The 14886-nt window shown below is 42.5% G+C and carries 12 protein-coding genes; 11 read left to right on the forward strand and 1 reads right to left on the reverse strand.

Features of this window, described 5'->3' with window-relative positions:
• Window positions 1–397: 397 nt before the first annotated feature.
• From ACLJJ6_RS04905 to ACLJJ6_RS04945, 9 genes are all read left to right on the forward strand, one after another.
• Window positions 398–580 (forward strand): hypothetical protein, encoded by a 183-nt coding sequence (locus ACLJJ6_RS04905; protein WP_412990310.1) that lies wholly within the window; start codon window positions 398–400, stop codon window positions 578–580.
• Between the two features lie 156 nt (window positions 581–736).
• Window positions 737–1606, forward strand: a complete 870-nt coding sequence (gene ylqF / locus ACLJJ6_RS04910) for a ribosome biogenesis GTPase YlqF (RefSeq protein ID WP_412990311.1) — start codon at window positions 737–739, stop codon at window positions 1604–1606.
• A complete protein-coding gene (locus ACLJJ6_RS04915) occupies window positions 1584–2354 on the forward strand; it encodes a ribonuclease HII (protein WP_412990312.1) in 771 nt (256 codons plus the stop codon). The genes ylqF and ACLJJ6_RS04915 overlap by 23 nt, the downstream gene beginning before the upstream one ends.
• 32 nt (window positions 2355–2386) lie before the next feature.
• Window positions 2387–3280: a DNA-processing protein DprA gene (gene dprA / locus ACLJJ6_RS04920; protein ID WP_412990313.1), complete on the forward strand. Its 894-nt coding sequence runs from the start codon at window positions 2387–2389 to the stop codon at window positions 3278–3280.
• Window positions 3281–3353: 73 nt separating this feature from the next.
• Complete coding sequence (topA, locus tag ACLJJ6_RS04925; protein ID WP_412990314.1) at window positions 3354–5429, forward strand: type I DNA topoisomerase; 2076 nt, start codon at window positions 3354–3356, stop codon at window positions 5427–5429.
• Window positions 5430–5519: 90 nt separating this feature from the next.
• A complete protein-coding gene (xerC, locus tag ACLJJ6_RS04930; RefSeq protein WP_412990315.1) occupies window positions 5520–6428 on the forward strand; it encodes a tyrosine recombinase XerC in 909 nt (302 codons plus the stop codon).
• An 18-nt stretch (window positions 6429–6446) separates the two neighbouring features.
• Window positions 6447–6989, forward strand: coding sequence for an ATP-dependent protease subunit HslV (gene hslV / locus ACLJJ6_RS04935; protein ID WP_412990316.1), 543 nt, complete (start codon window positions 6447–6449; stop codon window positions 6987–6989).
• A gap of 11 nt (window positions 6990–7000) precedes the next feature.
• On the forward strand, window positions 7001–8422 hold the full coding sequence (gene hslU / locus ACLJJ6_RS04940) for an ATP-dependent protease ATPase subunit HslU (RefSeq protein ID WP_412990318.1): 1422 nt from the start codon (window positions 7001–7003) through the stop codon (window positions 8420–8422).
• 18 nt (window positions 8423–8440) lie between these two features.
• A complete protein-coding gene (locus tag ACLJJ6_RS04945; protein ID WP_412990319.1) occupies window positions 8441–9319 on the forward strand; it encodes an aldose 1-epimerase family protein in 879 nt (292 codons plus the stop codon).
• A gap of 246 nt (window positions 9320–9565) precedes the next feature.
• On the opposite strand, the gene plsY is transcribed toward ACLJJ6_RS04945, so the two are convergent.
• Window positions 9566–10177, reverse strand: a complete 612-nt coding sequence (gene plsY / locus ACLJJ6_RS04950) for a glycerol-3-phosphate 1-O-acyltransferase PlsY (RefSeq protein WP_412990320.1) — start codon at window positions 10175–10177, stop codon at window positions 9566–9568.
• A 170-nt stretch (window positions 10178–10347) separates the two neighbouring features.
• Between plsY and parE the strand changes: the two genes are divergently transcribed.
• Window positions 10348–12357 (forward strand): DNA topoisomerase IV subunit B, encoded by a 2010-nt coding sequence (gene parE / locus ACLJJ6_RS04955; protein ID WP_412990321.1) that lies wholly within the window; start codon window positions 10348–10350, stop codon window positions 12355–12357.
• Window positions 12358–12375: 18 nt separating this feature from the next.
• On the forward strand, window positions 12376–14841 hold the full coding sequence (gene parC / locus ACLJJ6_RS04960; protein ID WP_412990323.1) for a DNA topoisomerase IV subunit A: 2466 nt from the start codon (window positions 12376–12378) through the stop codon (window positions 14839–14841).
• Window positions 14842–14886 lie beyond the last annotated feature (45 nt).

The following is a 14886-nucleotide window of genomic DNA, read 5'->3' on the forward strand; positions in this document are numbered from 1 at the left end:
GCCTTCACCCCAATTGATGATCAATTAAAACTATTATAATAGTAACATGGAATTCTTTCAGAGAAGATATCCCGCAATTTGAGACCGCAAAAGAGAGTTAACTTTTCCGTCTAGTCGTGAACATCAAGTTATTTGACTCCTTTGCCCACACTAGAAGTTGAAGCAATTTTCCCGGTGTTAAAACAAGATCGATACATATTCATTAATAATAAATACTGAATTATAGTGTGTTTGCCGGACGATAATTTTATAATACGAGGTGGTAAATGGACTGGAAAAAGAATAAGTGATTGTTTTACAGAGTGAGTGATTTCGTTTTTTTTGCAATAAAAGATAGCTCTTTTGATAAAGAAAATGAATAATTTTACTTTTTAGAGTGTGAGGAGCCAGATAGCGAATGAGAGACACTAACAAAGAGGTTTCCACCGAAATTCTCAATAAAAACCTTGTCATTGCGCTAAAACTAGAACTTATAGAAAACTGCACGCCACTTTTCCGTATCACTTTTCAATTGTTAAAAAGTTTGCGCATCAAGGTGCATCAACTTGCACAGTTTGGTTTGACGAGTATGGTAAAATAAAGCTTGCTCACAAAGGCTACGATTTGCCTTTTCTTTTTTAAAACTAAGTGCTAATAAATAGATATAGCTATCAAATAAAAGTCTGCTTGCCAAAACATACAGGGGAGCAAATACAATTTTGGTCCATTAAATTCGGGCTAAAAGGAGGAAATTAACATGGCTAACATTCAATGGTATCCGGGGCACATGGCCAAGGCCATCCGAGAAATCCAGGAAAAACTACATTTAGTCGATATTATTTTTGAACTGGTTGACGCCCGTATTCCTGAATCGTCCCGTAATCCTAAAGTAAAAGAAATCATTCAACAAAAACCACATCTCTTAATTCTTACCAAGAGTGATTTAGCGGACCCCGCTACAACCAAACAGTGGTTGACTTATTATCACGACCAAGGTCAGGCAGCCATTGCCGTGGACTCACGCGCGCGAACAATTGAGCGCGACGTGTTAAAGGCAGCCACTGAGATTTTGGCGGAACGTTTGCAAAACAAGAGTAATCGGGGGTTACAACAACAAACCATTCGTGCTGTTTGTGTAGGCATCCCCAACGTCGGAAAATCGACGCTTTTGAACCATCTTGTAAATAAAAAAATCGCCAAAACGGCAGATCGGCCGGGCGTCACCAAAAATCAACAATGGCTTAAATCAAAAAACGGGTTGGCGTTGCTTGACACTCCCGGAATCTTGTGGCCTAAATTTGAAGATCAACGTATTGGTCAAAAGCTCGCCTTCACCGGTGCAATCAAGGAGAAATTATTTGCCAGCGACGATGTGGCAATTTTTGGGTTGGATTTCTTTAGGCGCTATTATCCAGAACCCCTTAAGACACGTTATAAATTAACCGATCAAGACTTCGAACTCACCATCCCAGATCTTTTACTCAAAATTACCAAGTTTCTGGGAATGGGTGACGATTACGAGCGTGCAAGTAATCGTATCATGCTGGATGCGCGCAAAGGCAAGCTCGGCCGGTTCACACTGGACCGGGTTGAGGAACTCAATCATGCAAAAACAACTGACGATTAAGGCGATAAAAACACAATTGGCACAAATTACGCGGTCAGACGATCCGCTATTAACCACTTATGCAGACGATTCACGATTAGGCGTTCAAAAGTTGTTGCAGCAGGCTCATCACCGCCTGGCAAAGCAACAGTTGCTGACAGCCCAATTTCAACAGCGCCTGACTTTGGAACGGCATGCTTGGCAACAAGGTTTAAATCTGGTCGCTGGTGTGGATGAAGTCGGGCGAGGGTGCTTGGCGGGGCCTGTTGTCACGGCAGCCGTTATCTTGCCACACAATTTTTCCTTAATTGAGGTTAATGATTCTAAGCAATTATCAAAAACAACTCGGGAACGACTGTATCCGCAAATTATTGAACAAGCAGTCGCAGTTGGCATTGGTACCTCGTCACCAGCGGTTATTGATCAACTGAATATTCTTCAGGCGACGCGCCAAGCTATGAAAAAGGCCGTGCTTGCATTGCCGGTGCATCCCCAGGCTCTGTTAGTTGACGCTGTCGATGTGCCGCTTGATTTGCCTAAAAAGAAAATGCTTAAAGGGGACGCCAAAAGTGCCAGTATTGGTGCTGCCAGTATTGTGGCTAAGGTTTATCGGGACCACTTAATGGCTTGGTATGGGGAAGTATACCCTGGATATGACTTTGAAGAAAACGTTGGCTATGGCACAGCTAAACACCTAGCTGGATTAGAAAAACTTGGAGTGACACCAATTCATCGTCTCACCTTTTCACCAGTGCCGAACTATCGATAGTTTTTTCTAAACTTTGCGTATTTACCAATGAGGTGAATATTTTGCAAATTAGAAACTTTTTATTGAAATTACACTTATGTCACGGGATTGGTCAAAACGGTGAAACTAAATTTTGGCAGTGGTGGCATCACGGCCATTCTCAGGCGTCGGAGTGTACGATAACAGCGGAGGCATTGATTGAATTGCAATTCATCAGTCCTCAAAACCGCACTAGATTTCAAGAAGACTTTACTTCACAGCGATTACAAGCCGCTTATGAAAAACATTTGGCAACCGTTTCTTTTATCACCATCAGTGATCCAGCTTATCCGCTCCAACTAAGAGAAAGTTTTGAAGCTCCAATTGTGCTCTTTTATCAAGGACAATTGGGGCTTTTGCGCTTTCCCTTATTAGGCATTGTGGGGGCACGTTTGGCCGATAGCTACGGGCAGCTTAGTCTTAAATATCTTCTGCCAGACATCGTTAAGCACCATATCGCGGTAGTGAGCGGGTTGGCAGCCGGAATTGACAGTTTTTCACATCAAGAGACCCTTCGGCAAAGAGGTCACACCATTGGCGTCATTGGTACGGGACTGGACCACTTTTATCCCCGCCAGAATAAGAATTTACAAACTTATATGGCTAAGCATCAATTGGTTCTTAGCGAGTACCCCTTAGGCGCCGGACCGAAACGACATCACTTTGTGGAACGTAATCGGATCATTGCAGGTCTGTGTGAAACCTTGTGTGTCATCCAGGCCAAGCAGCATAGTGGCAGTCTGATTACCGCTAATTTGGCGCTACAAAATAACCGTAACGTGCTTGCGGTCCCCGGTAAAATTACCGATCCGCTCTCAGTTGGCTGTAACGAGTTAATTGCAGCCGGTGGCAAACCGGTACTTGTTTCTCAGGATATAATAGAAGAGTTTCGATTTGACAGATTCTAGAATATGAAATACGATTACTAGGAATTAGCAGCAATTATCGGTCTACCATAAGATCAAGTTAAGGAGTTTGGTTATGGCTACAAAAACCAAAAAAAAGCTCGTCATTGTGGAATCACCATCTAAAGCAAAGACGATTGAAAAGTACCTCGGTCGAACTTACAAAGTAATTGCAAGTTTAGGCCACATCCGTGATTTACCCAAAAGTAAAATGGGCGTTGACGTGGATCACGATTTCGAACCGCATTACATCTCTATTCGGGGCAAAGGCGACGTCATTAAAAACCTGCGTTCTGAAGCTAAAAAAGCCAAAAAAGTTTATCTAGCATCTGACCCGGACCGTGAAGGAGAAGCGATTGCTTGGCATTTATCCTACTTGCTCGGGCTCGATCCTAAAGACAAAAACCGCGTAGTCTTCAATGAAATTACGAAGGACGCAGTTAAAAATGCGTTCAAAGAACCCCGCTCAATTGATATGAATCTGGTGGATGCCCAGCAGGCGCGGCGTGTCTTAGACCGGCTAGTGGGTTATTCAATTAGTCCCTTACTTTGGAAAAAAGTCAAAAAGGGCTTAAGTGCTGGACGCGTTCAATCAATTGCGTTAAATTTAATCATTCAACGCGAAAATGAAATTAAAGCCTTCAAACCAGAAGAATACTGGACAATCGATACCGAATTTCAAAAGGGGCGGCAAAAATTTCAAGCCGCCTTTTATGGCGAAAACGGTAAAAAAGAAGCCCTGCCAGACAATGATAGTGTACAAAAAGTCTTACAAAAGTTAGATAAGAAAAAGCCGTTTACCGTTACAAAAGTCGTTAAAAAGGAACGAAAAAGATTTCCGGCACCACCATTTACAACTTCTTCCATGCAACAGGAAGCTAACCGCCGTTTAAATTTCCGGACGCGAAAAACCATGATGGCTGCTCAACAACTCTATGAAGGTATTCATATCGGTAAAGAAGGCACCGTGGGTCTCATTACGTATATGCGAACCGATTCAACCCGAATTTCATCGATTGCCAAACACGAAGCGTCTGTATTCATTCACGAAAACTACGGCGCCGAGTATGCGGCTACCAAGCCACGTAAAGGTAAATTACCCGAAGGCGCACAAGATGCTCATGAAGCCATTCGCCCCTCATCGGTTAAGCGAACGCCCGAAGATTTAAAAGAGTATCTGACTAAGGATCAGTTCCGCCTCTACAGTTTGATTTGGTCGCGTTTCATGGCGAGTCAGATGACACCTGAAGTGATGGATACCATGTCAGTCTCAATTGAACAAAATCATGTCAATTTCCGGGCGAACGGTTCCAAAACCAAATTTGCAGGGTTTACCAAGATCTATAAGAATGGCACAGATAAAGACAATATTTTACCTGAGTTAGTTGAAGGCGATGAAGTCAAGCTTAGTAAGCATAATCCGGCTCAGCATTTCACTCAACCGCCAGCTCGTTATAGTGAAGCTAATTTGATTAAGGCGCTAGAGGAAAATGGGGTTGGGCGCCCGTCAACTTATGCACCAACTTTAGACACCATTCAGCGGCGTTATTACGTTAAATTAGTAGCGCGTCGGTTTGAGCCTACGGAACTGGGTGAAATCGTTAATCAAATCATTCTTGAGTTTTTCCCCGACATCGTCAACATTACCTTCACAGCCGATTTGGAAAGTGAATTAGACGGCATTGAAGAGGGTAAGGAGAACTGGGTAAAAGTCGTTGATGAGTTTTATCAACCTTTCTCTAAAGAAGTCTCACATGCGGAAGAGAACATGGAATCCGTCCAAATCAAAGACGAACCAGCTGGCTTTGATTGCGATGTCTGTGGCTCACCTATGGTTGTGAAAATGGGACGCTACGGGAAATTCTATGCCTGCTCACGTTTTCCAGACTGCCGTAACACTAAAGCGATCGTCAAAGAAATTGGTGTCACTTGTCCGGAGTGTCACGAAGGTCAGATTATTGAACGGAAATCTAAACGTGGTCGCTTATTTTATGGTTGCTCACGCTATCCCGATTGTGATTTTGTCTCTTGGGACAAACCGATCGGCCGTGATTGTCCTAAGGATGGCCATTTCTTAGTAGAAAAGAAGGTCAAAGGTGGTAAACAAATTGTTTGCCCTAATGGTGATTACGAGGAAGCCGTTCAAAAGTAAATAAAACGCAAACTCTTAATATTTAACGGGGTTTGTTATTGAGTTTTCCTCCGTACTTTGCTAAAGTTGCAAGTGTACGGAGGTTTTGTTATGGTGCAAGATGACATTAAATTGTTCCTTGAGTATTTGCGAGTTGAACGGCAATACTCAGAACAAACAATTAAAGCTTATCAGAGTGACCTAGAGGAATTCTGTGCTTTTTTGAGGGCTAACGGTGGGCTTAAAGCCTTCGACAAAATTGACCATTTAGACGTCAATGTCTTCATGACGGATCTCTTTGATCGTAAGTATAGTCGCACGACGATTTCGCGTAAACTATCCTCGTTGCGCTCTTTTTATAATTTTCTTGCTAAAAACGATTTGGTTACCCAAAATCCGTTTGCAGGTGTGAAGCTCAAAAAACACCAAGAACAATTGCCACGTTTCTTTTATCAAAAAGAAATGACCGCGTTGTTTGCTGCGGCCAAGGACGATACCATTTTAGCGCCACGTAACAGTGCATTACTTGAAGTCCTATACGGCACCGGGATTCGAGTTAGTGAATGCGCAAACTTGCAGTGGCAAAATATTGATTTTTCTTTAAAAATGATGTTGATCCGTGGAAAAGGTGACAAAGAGCGGTACGTGCCCTTTGGCCAGTACTGTTTGCGTGCCTTGCAAGATTATCAATCGGGTTGTCGCAAAACGATTATGGCCAAGTACCATAAACAACATGATTTTGTGTTTATTAATCATTATGGCGACCCCATTACCGCAACGGGGATTGAGTATGTGCTCAATCAAATTATTGCCAAAAGCAGTTTGACCAGCCATATTCATCCGCACATGCTCCGGCATACGTTCGCAACGCAGCTTTTAAATAACGGTGCCGATTTGCGTACGGTTCAAGAACTACTGGGCCACAGTAGTTTATCGACAACCCAAATTTATACCCATGTGACCCAGGAAAATTTACAAAGTAACTACCGTAAGTTTTTCCCACGTGCCACACACGAATAATGAAAGGAAGCACATCCTATGTCAGTAAAATTTGAAGCAACTACCATCATTGCCGTTCACAATAACGGCACGAATGCAATGGCCGGTGATGGCCAGGTAACGATGGGTGAAAAGTATATTATGAAGGGAACGGCCAAAAAAATCCGCCGCATTTTCAATGACGAAGTAGTGGTTGGCTTTGCCGGCAGTGTCGCTGATGCCTTTAATTTAGAGGACAAGTTCGAAAAGAAGCTATCTGAATATTCAGGAAACTTGCAACGGGCTTCTGTAGAACTTGCTCAGGCATGGCGCAGCGACCAAAACTTGCAAAAATTAGAAGCCATGCTGATTGTAATGAACAAGGATGAAATGTACCTTGTCTCTGGTAGCGGCGAAGTTATCGAACCGGACGAAGGCATCTTGGCAATCGGATCTGGTGGCAACTTTGCCTTAGCGGCTGCTAAAGCATTAAAAAAGCATGCGAGTCAGTTATCAGCAAAAGAAATCGCTGAAACGGCCATTAATGTTGCCGGTGATATTGACATCTTTACCAATCATCACGTTATTTCCGAATCATTTTAGGAGGAGAAAAAATGGCTGAAATCGATAAAACACCTAAGCAGATTGTAAAAGAACTAAATGAATACGTTATTGGCCAAGACGACGCTAAAAAAGCGGTCTCGATTGCTTTGCGTAACCGTTATCGTCGCCTACAATTATCTGCCGATATGCAGGCTGATATTACGCCCAAGAACCTTTTGATGATTGGACCAACCGGGGTCGGGAAGACAGAAATTGCGCGGCGACTCGCTAAAGTAGTTGATGCCCCCTTTGTTAAAGTTGAAGCGTCTAAATTCACCGAAGTTGGCTATGTTGGCCGGGATGTTGAGTCCATGATTCGTGATTTGGTGGATGTCTCTATTCGGATGGAAGAAGAGCGTCAATTTAAAGATGTCCGGGTTGAAGCCGAAAAACGTGCTGATAATCGCCTTGTCAAACTGCTAGTTCCAGCAAAGAAAAAAGCAACTAATCAGAAGCAAAACGGTTTAGACTTTCAGAACTTAATGGGTATGGTTGAAAAAATGCAACGCGGTGAAAACCCAGAAGTTCCAAGTGAAGAAAATGAAGAAGTCAGCGATGAGGTTCGTGACCAACGCTTATCTGTTGCAGAACAACTTAAACGCGGTTTATTAGAAAATAACGAAGTCACAATTTCTATGGATGATCCGCAACAGAATGCGGGGATGAACGGTATGATGGGCCAGATGGGAATTGATTTGGGCGAGTCCTTAAATCAACTCGTTCCAAAGAAACGGATCCGACGAACAGTTCCCGTTTCTGAAGCTCGTGAAATCCTCATCCGTGAAGAATCTGAACAGCTAGTCAACCGGGGCGACCTTTATCACGATGCAATCCAACGTGCCGAAAACACAGGTATCGTGTTTATCGATGAAATCGATAAAATTATCGCTAATTCCAAACAGAACTCTGGTGAGGTTTCTCGTGAAGGCGTTCAAAGGGATATTTTACCGATCGTTGAAGGCTCGCAGATTAACACAAAGTACGGACCTATCAATACAGATCATATTTTATTCATTGGCTCCGGAGCTTTCCACGACTCCAAACCCAGTGACCTAATTGCAGAATTACAAGGACGTTTCCCAATTCGGGTTGAGTTAAATGATTTAACAAAAGAAGATTTTGTCAAAATTTTGACAGAGCCGAATAACGCGCTCATCAAACAATATATTGCTCTGGTTGGGACGGACAATATTAAATTGACTTTCACGATCGAAGCCATCAATAAAATCGCCGAAATTGCTTTCAAAGTGAACCACGAAACTGAGAATATCGGTGCCCGACGTTTGCACACTATTTTAGAAAAACTACTTGAAGATATTCTTTATGAAGGTGCTGACATGGAAATGGGTGAGATTACAATCACGGAACACTACGTTGAAGAAAAAGTCGGCGACATTGCCGGTGATAAAGATCTTAGTCAATACATCTTATAGTTAAATGGGGTTTGGTCTATGGTTACATTAAAAAATGAATATCTACAAGTTGAAATTAATGAACTTGGTGCGGAATTAAGTAGTGTCCGTGCTTTGGAGAACGATCTAGAATATATTTGGCGCGCCGACAAAAAGGTTTGGGGACGACATGCACCCGTTCTTTTTCCAATTGTGGGACGTTTAAAGGATGACCAGTACGAGTATGAAGGCAGTACGTATCAAATGCACCAGCATGGGTTTGCCCGTGATTCTATTTTTGAAGTGGTGGATGCCAACGACACACACGCGACGCTGAAATTAACCGATAGTGATAAAAGTCGTAAAATGTATCCTTTTGAATTTGAATTGGTTATCAGTTTTGATCTAAAGGAACACGAATTGCATGAAACTTACCGCGTCTATAATCCGGACGCTGATAATCATCTTTTGTTTTCCATTGGTGGTCATCCCGGTTTTAACACAAATTTAGGGCAAGGTCAGACTTTTGAAGACGTCAATGTCAGTGTCGCACCGAAAAAAGTTTACCAACAAATTCCGTTAAAGGCCCCGCTAAATGATGCTGATAATGCCGTGGCATTAGACCTAACGAAACCACTGTCATTAAAACATGAGACCTTTAAAAACGATGCCATTATTTTGGCATTAAATGAACAGGAAACCACGATTATGCTGGATAATCCTAAAAATGATCACGGGATCGCGCTCACTATTGAAAATGCACCTTATGTTGGCGTGTGGTCACCTTATCCAACCCAGGGCGATTTTGTTTGTATCGAACCCTGGTGGGGCATTGCGGACAACGTCAATAGTAATGGTCAATTAACAGAGAAGATGGGCATTGTCGATTTGAATCCCCAAAGTGAAGCTTCCCAAAGCTTTGAAATTTCTTTCTTTTAAGTAGGACCAATTAAGAAAAACCGATTAGACGATAGCAGTATGGCTGCGTGGTCAATCGGTTTTTCTGTTTTTTTAGAATTTAACCAAGTGTCATGCGTCATAAGACGTTTGACTTTTTACCAATCGTTTTTGTATACTACGTACCAGACGAACATTCGTTCGAGCAAACTTGTGGTAATTTGAAAAAATTTTATACGGAAGATGACACATTAAAAAAGACTGTCACAATTGGACAGCCCCGAGAGATTAATTCTTTTTATGATGATACCAATACCCAAATGGAATTAAGTTTTCAGTACCGTTTTTAAGACGCCGAATGTTTTCTCGATGACGATAAAAGATGAACACCGTTAAAATCAAGGCAACGGCGGTCAAAATAACATCATGATAGGCTAGCGACCAAATACTGATAATCACCATTGCCGTCATACTAGCCACACTCACCATACTAGTTAGATAGACGAGACTGGCAAAAACAAGACAGGCAATGACAAAAAACGAGGGATTATAGGCTAGTAGAATTCCGGCGCTGGTTGCAACTGCCTTGCCACCTTTGAAGTGATCAAAAACAGAGAAAGTGTGGCCAACAATCGCAGCCAAACCAATTAATAACGGGTTGACTTGTGGCATATGAAAAAGGTACGGCTGGCTAGCAGCTAGGGTTCCTTTTAAGATATCCATGAGCAAAACTACGGTGCCAGCCTTGGGTCCTAAGACACGAAAGGTATTCGTAGTTCCAATATTACCGCTACCTGCTTGCCGAATATCAACGTTGAAGAATTTTTTGCCGATCATAACCCCTGAGGGTATTGAGCCGAGAAAGTAGGCAATGATCAGCATCAGTATAATTTTTAACAAAGGTTTGCCCTCTTTTCAATTGAGAATCACTTGTAATTTTAGCATGTTTAAAATTCAATTCCAACGTTTGTTTTAGCGTATGTTATATTAAATAAGATGGGCTTTTCAGAATTTTTAAATTTAGGTATGATTAAGTAGTGTTAATTGTATAAGTAGAAAGGGTATTTGAAATGAGTAAACGCAGTTCAGCAGAATACAATGATTCCTCAATTCAAGTTTTACACGGCCTTGAAGCCGTCCGTAAGCGCCCCGGCATGTATATTGGATCAACAGATTCAAGAGGCTTGCATCACCTCGTTTACGAGATCGTAGACAATGCAGTAGATGAAGCACTCGCCGGATTTGGTAAAGAAATTGAGGTGACGATTCATTCTGATAATAGTCTGACCGTTAAAGATAACGGGCGGGGGATGCCAGTGGGGATGCATGCTTCTGGAATTCCGACAGTTGAGGTAATTTTTACCGTTTTGCACGCAGGAGGAAAATTTGGTCAAGGTGGCTACAAAACTTCCGGCGGTTTGCATGGTGTCGGTGCCAGTGTTGTCAACGCTTTATCTGAATACTTAACGGTTGAAATTGTCCGAGAAGGGAAGAAATACCGTGAAACGTTCAAAAATGGCGGTCACCCAGAAGGAACTTTAAAGAAAATGGGGAAAACTTCTGCTCCCAACGGAACAACCGTAACATTTAAACCAGATCGGCAGATTTTTACAACAACCGTTTTTAATTTCAATATTTTAGCTGAACGGCTACGTGAATCTGCTTTCCTACTGAAGGGCGTTAAAATTACGCTCACTGACGAACGCGAAAACCAGGCGCAGACACAAACTTTCTTGTACGAGGAAGGAATTAAAGAGTTTGTGGCGTATCTAAACGAAGATAAGGATACATTGGGGGACATCCTTTATTTCGACGGCACCAAGGATGGTGTGGAAGTCGAAATTGCTGGTCAGTACAATGATGGCTATTCCGAAAACGTCCTCTCCTTCGTAAATAATGTGCGTACTAAGGATGGTGGTACCCATGAAGTAGGAATGCGTTCCGGTTGGACAAAAGCCTTTAACGAATATGCCCGCAAGGTTGGGCTTTTAAAAGAAAAGGATAAAAACTTGGAAGGCAGCGATGTCCGTGAAGGGCTCTCAGCTGTGATTTCACTGCGCATCCCTGAAAAGATTCTCGAGTTTGAAGGCCAAACCAAGGAAAAGTTGGGCACCCCAGAAGCCCGGCCCATCGTTGATAATATCGTTAACGAACAATTGTTGTTTTATTTAATGGAAAATGGCGAATTTGCCCAAATGTTGGTGCGTAAATCTTTAAAAGCTAGAGAAGCACGGGAAGCTGCCCGCAAAGCACGTGATGCTAGCCGCAGCGGCAAAAAGCGAAAAAAGACGGATCGACTACTTTCCGGCAAACTGACACCAGCACAATCGAAAAATTCGGCCCGTAACGAACTTTTCCTCGTTGAAGGGGATTCGGCCGGTGGTAGCGCCAAACAGGGACGAGATCGCAAATTTCAGGCTATTTTGCCACTTAGAGGAAAGGTCTTAAATACCGAAAAGGCAAAACTACCAGATGTGATGAAAAATGAAGAAATCAGCACCATGATTTATACCATTGGGGCCGGTGTCGGAGCGGAATTTAACATCGAAGATCGCAATTATGACAAAATTATTATTATGACTGATGCCGATACCGACGGTGCCCATATCCAAATCTTGCTATTAACATTCTTCTACAAATACATGCGTCCAATGATCGACCAAGGACACGTTTATATTGCGCTCCCACCCCTTTACCGACTGCAAAAAGGGAAGGGGAAAAAGCTAAAGACGGTTTATGCCTGGACTGATGAGGAACTTGCAAAGGCCTCCAAAGCAATGGGGCGCGGCTTTACGCTTCAAAGGTACAAGGGACTTGGAGAAATGAATGCTGATCAGTTGTGGGAGACCACAATGAACCCCGAGACCAGGACGCTTGTGCGTGTCAGAATAGATGATGCAGCACTTGCAGAACGTCGTGTGACGACGTTGATGGGAGATAAAGTTGAACCTCGCCGTAATTGGATTGAAGATAACGTTGAATTCTCTTTGGAAGAAGAGGGCAGTATCCTTGATAACGAAGCTGTTAATGTTGCCCACGAAGATGAATTTGAAGACACAGACTCAGAAAGCGAAAAATAAGGAAAGGAGGAATGTCAAATGCCAGATTCAAAAAATGAAAGCACACCTAAAATTGAGGAACTTACACTAGAGGACGTCATGGGTGACCGTTTTGGGCGTTATTCTAAATACATCATTCAAGAACGTGCTTTACCCGATGTCCGCGATGGACTCAAGCCGGTTCAACGCCGAATTTTATATGCTATGAATCAGGATGGCAATACTTATGATAAGGGTTTTCGTAAATCTGCCAAATCAGTTGGAAACGTCATGGGTAACTTTCATCCCCACGGTGATAGTTCGATTTATGAAGCCCTCGTCCGTATGAGTCAGGACTGGAAACTACGCGCACCTCTGATCGAAATGCACGGAAACAACGGTTCAATTGATAACGATCCGCCTGCAGCAATGCGTTATACTGAGGCACGTTTAAGCAAAATTGCCAGCGAGATGCTAAAGGATATCGATAAAGAGACCGTCGACTTCGTTCTTAATTTTGATGACACTGAATACGAACCAACCGTTTTACCGAGTCGTTTCCCTAATTTACTGGTTAATGGTGCAACGGGAATATCTGCCGGTTATGCCACAGATATTCCGCCGCACAACCTCAATGAAGTGATTGATGCTTTGCTATATTTATTAAAGCACCCCGATGCTTCACTAGAAAAATTGATGACCTTTGTTAAAGGCCCCGATTTTCCCACAGCGGGGATAATCCAAGGTCTAGACGGTATTAAAAAAGCCTATCAGACGGGAAGAGGTCGTATTATCGTCCGTGCCAGAACAATTATCAAACCACTGCGCGGGGGTAAATCACAAATCGAAGTGACGGAGATTCCATATGAAGTCAACAAGGCACAATTAGTTAAAAAAATAGACGAAATTCGGATTCTCAAAAAAGTGGATGGCATCGTGGAAGTCCGTGACGAGTCCGATCGGCAGGGGTTGTCAATTGCGATTGAACTCAAACGAGACACCGATGCGACTGGTATCTTGAATTATCTTTTCAAGAATACAGACTTGCAGATTTCCTATAACTTTAACATGGTGGCCATCAATCATAAGCGCCCAGAACGCCTTGGCTTGAAATCCTTTTTACAAGCTTATCTAACCTTCCAAAAAGAGGTCATTACCAAACGGACACAATATAGTTTAAAAAAGGCCGAAAAACGTCAACACATCGTTCAAGGACTAATTAAAGCTCTTTCGATTCTTGACCAGGTAATTAAGACCATTCGTGGAAGTAAAGACAAAAAGGACGCTAAAACCAATTTGGTTGATCAGTTTGCTTTTACTGAGGAGCAAGCCGAAGCCATTGTTTCTTTGCAGTTATACCGGTTAACCAATACCGATGTCACTGCTCTTGAAGCAGAATCAGCAGATCTTGATAAGCACATTCAGGAATACCAGGAAATCTTAAATAGTGATACTGCTTTAGCAAAAGTTTTGCACTCAGAACTTAATTTCATCAAAAAAACGTATGGCACGCCTCGTCTTACCGAAATTCAAAATGAAATTGAAGAAATCAAAATTGATCGCAAGGTCGTCGTTCCAGATGAACAAGTAATGGTTCTCGTTAGCCATGATGGCTATCTCAAGCGCAGTTCTTTACGTTCGTATAATGCTTCCGGTGAAGAAAATGGACTAAAGGAGGCTGATTATCCAATTTACCTGGAACAACTCAGCACGCTTGACCATCTGATGATGTTTACTAACAAAGGGAACTTGATTTCCCGTCCTGTTCACGAATTAACCGATTCCAAGTGGAAAGATACCGGTGAACACATTTCACAGACAATTGGCTTGAGTGACGATGAACGAATTATTAAAACCTTTGCCTTTCATACTTTAAAGGAAAATGGCGAGTTTTTAATTGCCACTAACGACGGTTACATCAAGCGAACCAGCTTTGATAATCTTACTCCAGGACGAAATTATCGAAAGCATGCTTCTGTTTTCATAAAGCTAAAAGCCGCCGATTCAATTGTTGTTAACGTCTTTTATATGCCACAAGCACTTGAACAAACGGTTATGCTGATTTCCAAACGCGGATACGGATTACGTTATGACCTGGCTGAAATCCCGACAATTGGTGCACGGACAGCAGGTGTCAAATCCATGGACCTTCGTAAAGATGAAGTCGCAGCTATTCAATTGGTCACCGAAACTGCTCAGATAGGTTTAATCACACAACGGGGAGCCTTTAAGAAAATGGCTGTAGCAGATATTCCCGTCACCAGTCGTGCCCGGCGTGGGATACTAGTTTTACGTGAGCTTAAGAAAAGTCCTCACCGGGTGGTTGATTTTGTTCAGTTAACCGCACATGCAGTTCTTGAAGTGCGTACCAGTCGTGATTCAATACATGATATTATTGCTGATGAACATCCAGTCAGCGGACGTTACTCAAATGGGTCGTTTGTTATCGATACCGATTCGGAAGGGGAACCGCTTTCGATGGTTCTCAAAGCAGTACCCGTCATTGTCTCAACACCTGAACATTAAATCTTAATTTAGAATTAATTTCCGTATTTTAGATGATAAAATTCT

This window comes from Pediococcus siamensis (assembly GCF_047220215.1).
Lineage (GTDB): Bacteria > Bacillota > Bacilli > Lactobacillales > Lactobacillaceae > Pediococcus > Pediococcus siamensis.

What these genes read in the sequence shown, in the direction of transcription:
- parE (WP_412990321.1), top strand. Translation starts at nt 10,348, where the DNA reads ATGAGTAAACGCAGTTCAGCAGAATACAATGATTCCTCAATTCAAGTT.
- topA (WP_412990314.1), top strand. Translation starts at nt 3,354, where the DNA reads ATGGCTACAAAAACCAAAAAAAAGCTCGTCATTGTGGAATCACCATCT.
- hslV (WP_412990316.1), top strand. Translation starts at nt 6,447, where the DNA reads ATGTCAGTAAAATTTGAAGCAACTACCATCATTGCCGTTCACAATAAC.
- ACLJJ6_RS04945 (WP_412990319.1), top strand. Translation starts at nt 8,441, where the DNA reads ATGGTTACATTAAAAAATGAATATCTACAAGTTGAAATTAATGAACTT.
- parC (WP_412990323.1), top strand. Translation starts at nt 12,376, where the DNA reads ATGCCAGATTCAAAAAATGAAAGCACACCTAAAATTGAGGAACTTACA.
- hslU (WP_412990318.1), top strand. Translation starts at nt 7,001, where the DNA reads ATGGCTGAAATCGATAAAACACCTAAGCAGATTGTAAAAGAACTAAAT.
- ylqF (WP_412990311.1), top strand. Translation starts at nt 737, where the DNA reads ATGGCTAACATTCAATGGTATCCGGGGCACATGGCCAAGGCCATCCGA.
- xerC (WP_412990315.1), top strand. Translation starts at nt 5,520, where the DNA reads ATGGTGCAAGATGACATTAAATTGTTCCTTGAGTATTTGCGAGTTGAA.
- ACLJJ6_RS04905 (WP_412990310.1), top strand. Translation starts at nt 398, where the DNA reads ATGAGAGACACTAACAAAGAGGTTTCCACCGAAATTCTCAATAAAAAC.
- ACLJJ6_RS04915 (WP_412990312.1), top strand. Translation starts at nt 1,584, where the DNA reads ATGCAAAAACAACTGACGATTAAGGCGATAAAAACACAATTGGCACAA.